Source organism: Flavobacterium suaedae (assembly GCF_014642915.1).
GTDB lineage: Bacteria > Bacteroidota > Bacteroidia > Flavobacteriales > Flavobacteriaceae > Flavobacterium > Flavobacterium suaedae.
Window position 1 is genome coordinate 1 of record NZ_BMJE01000013.1, and the last position, 2,836, is coordinate 2,836.

General features: G+C 43.3%; 2 protein-coding genes. Both read left to right on the forward strand.

The features are described from left to right. Positions 1-936 (forward strand): PorP/SprF family type IX secretion system membrane protein (locus IEW45_RS14695; RefSeq protein ID WP_188622029.1); only part of this gene is annotated, 936 nt, incomplete at its 5' end. 20 nt (positions 937-956) lie between these two features. Further along, positions 957-2,836 (forward strand): OmpA family protein (locus IEW45_RS14700; protein WP_188622030.1); only part of this gene is annotated, 1,880 nt, incomplete at its 3' end.

Sequence of the window (2,836 nt, forward strand, 5' to 3'; positions counted from 1 at the left end):
ATGAAAAAACTATACTTAGCCAGTTTACTGGCGTTGTTAGGGTTCACGGACATGACTGCCCAGCAAGACCCACACTACACCCAGTACATGTACAACATGAACGTAATTAACCCTGCCTATGCAGGAAGCAAAGAGCACCTAGCCTTTGGCTTACTCTACAGAGCCCAGTGGGTAGACATAGAAGGCGCACCCAATACAGGAACCTTCTCCGGGCACACCCCCGTAGGTAAAAACGTAGGATTAGGACTATCAGCCATCGTAGATGAAATAGGTCCCGTAAAAGAAACCAACGTATACGCCGACTTCTCCTACACCCTTAAACTAGGCGGCGAGCACCGTTTAGCCTTAGGAATAAAAGCAGGAGCAACCTTTCACGATGTAGGACTTTACGATGACATCGGTAACGGTTTTGTACCTTCTCCGGAAGACCCTGCCTTCAGTCAAAACGTAAACAACACCTACTTCAACATAGGAGCAGGAGCATTCTATTACACCGACAACTACTACCTTGCTTTCTCTATGCCAAACATGCTGAAAAGCAAGCACCTTGACCTTACCGATAACGGTCAGGAATACGAATTCGGATCAGAAGTATCCCACTACTTTTTAACCGGTGGATACGTATTCCAGTTATCCGAAAACACCAAGATGAAACCATCATTCATGGTAAAATCATCATTTGACGTATCACCATCAGTAGACGGTTCCCTTAACTTCCTGTTCTTCGAACGATTTGAAATAGGAGCAACCTACAGATTAGACGACAGCTTTGGCGGAATGGTAAACTATGCCATCACACCAAACCTGAGAATCGGTTATGCATACGACCACATTGTATCAGACCTGGATGTAACCACACCATCCTCACATGAGATCATGTTATTATTCGATGTGAACTTCCCGAAAAAAGTATCACGTTCATCACGTTATTTCTAATCTAAAAGCGACATAATAAAATGAAGAACTTATATATTACCCTTAGTTTTATGCTCGCCGGGATGGCAGTAACGGCGCAGAACGACGACACTAAAACTGCAGACAAACACTTTGGCCGCTTTGAATACGTAGAAGCAGCAGAAGAATATAAAGAACTGATAGAAGACGGCAAAGCAAGCCCGTATGTATACAAGCAGCTTGCTGACAGCTACTATAACGTATTTAATTACAAAGAAGCTGTAAAATGGTATGAAAAAGCGGTGGAAGCAGGGAATGCATCAGCAGAAACCTATTACCGTTACGCACAAATGCTTAAAGCAGCCGGACGTTATGAAGATGCTAACAAGCAAATGCGCAAATTTGCCAACATGGCACCAAATGACCAGCGTGCGGTTATCTTTATGCAGGATCCTAACTACCTGCCGAAACTTCGTAACCAAAGTAAACTTTTTGATGAGAAAATACTGGATATTAACAGTGAGGAATACGGATCGTTCGGTCCTGTATTAACCGATGATAATACCCTTTATTTTACCAGTGCACGAAACGAATCGCGTAAAACATACGGCTGGAATGAGCAGCCTTATCTTGATTTGTATATGGCTACTTACAATGCCAACGGCACATTTAGTGAGCCAACTCCGGTAGACGGGATAAACAGTAAGTGGCATGACGGTCCTGCATCGGTTACCGCTGATGGTAAGACCATGTATTTTGCCAGTGAGAGTTTTAAAGAGAATAAGCAATACCAGAAAGACAAAAGCGTTAACGCTAAAATAGGACAGGTATACCTGTACAAAGCAACCAAGCAGGGAGACAGCTGGGGTAACATACAACCGCTTCCGTTTAACGATAAGCGTTGGAGTACCGGTAACCCGGCTATAAGCCATGATGGTAAAACACTTTACTTTGTATCGGACAGAGAAGGTTCTGTAGGAGACACAGACATCTGGAAAGTAGAAGTAAAAGGTGCTAACAGTTATGGTGAGCCTGTAAACCTTGGTAAAAAAATAAATACCGAAGGAAGAGAAAACTTCCCGTATGTAACCGAAGATAACAAACTATACTTTGCCTCTAACGGACGTTCCGGTTTTGGAGGGTATGATGTGTATGTAATTGATCTTGATGACACATCGGATGAGCCTATGAACTTAGGAGCACCTGTAAACTCACCTCAGGATGATATCTCTTTCTCGTTTAACAAGAGTAAGAAGATAGGATTCTTTGCCAGTAACCGTAGCGGTATTGACAAACTGTACAGTGCAACACCAATTTGCGGTGTGGAAGCTATTGTAATGGTGAAAGATGTGAATACAGGAGAGGCTATTGCTGCGGCAAGAGTTGCGATACTGGATGAGAAAAACAATGTTATAGAAACCAGAACGGCAGGTGCTGACGGCAGGGTTACCTATCACATTGATTGTGACAGAGCCTATACGGTTGAGGCAAGTGCGGATGGTTATGAGACCAGCAGCTTCCCTATTGCGAAAACGGATGATGAGGAAGTTGAAGTATCGGCTGACCTGAAACCTATCGAGGAGATTGTAATAGTAGACAAAGTAGAACTTAACGAAATCCATTTTGAGTTTGATAAGAGTAATATTACCAGAGAGGCGGCTACGGAGCTTGATAAGTTAGTGGCTGTTATGAAAGATAATCCTGAAATGGTTATTATGGTGAAGGCGTATGCTGATAACCGTGGTAGTGACCGTTACAACCAGGGCTTATCTACAAGAAGGGCTAAGGCTACGGTGCAGTATGTAATCTCTAAGGGTATTGCGAAAGACAGAATATCCGGTGAGGGTTACGGTGAGAAGGAACCGGCTGTGGATTGTGCGCCGAATTGTACTGAAGAGCAACATGCGCAAAACAGAAGATCGGAGTTTATTATTGTAAAGCA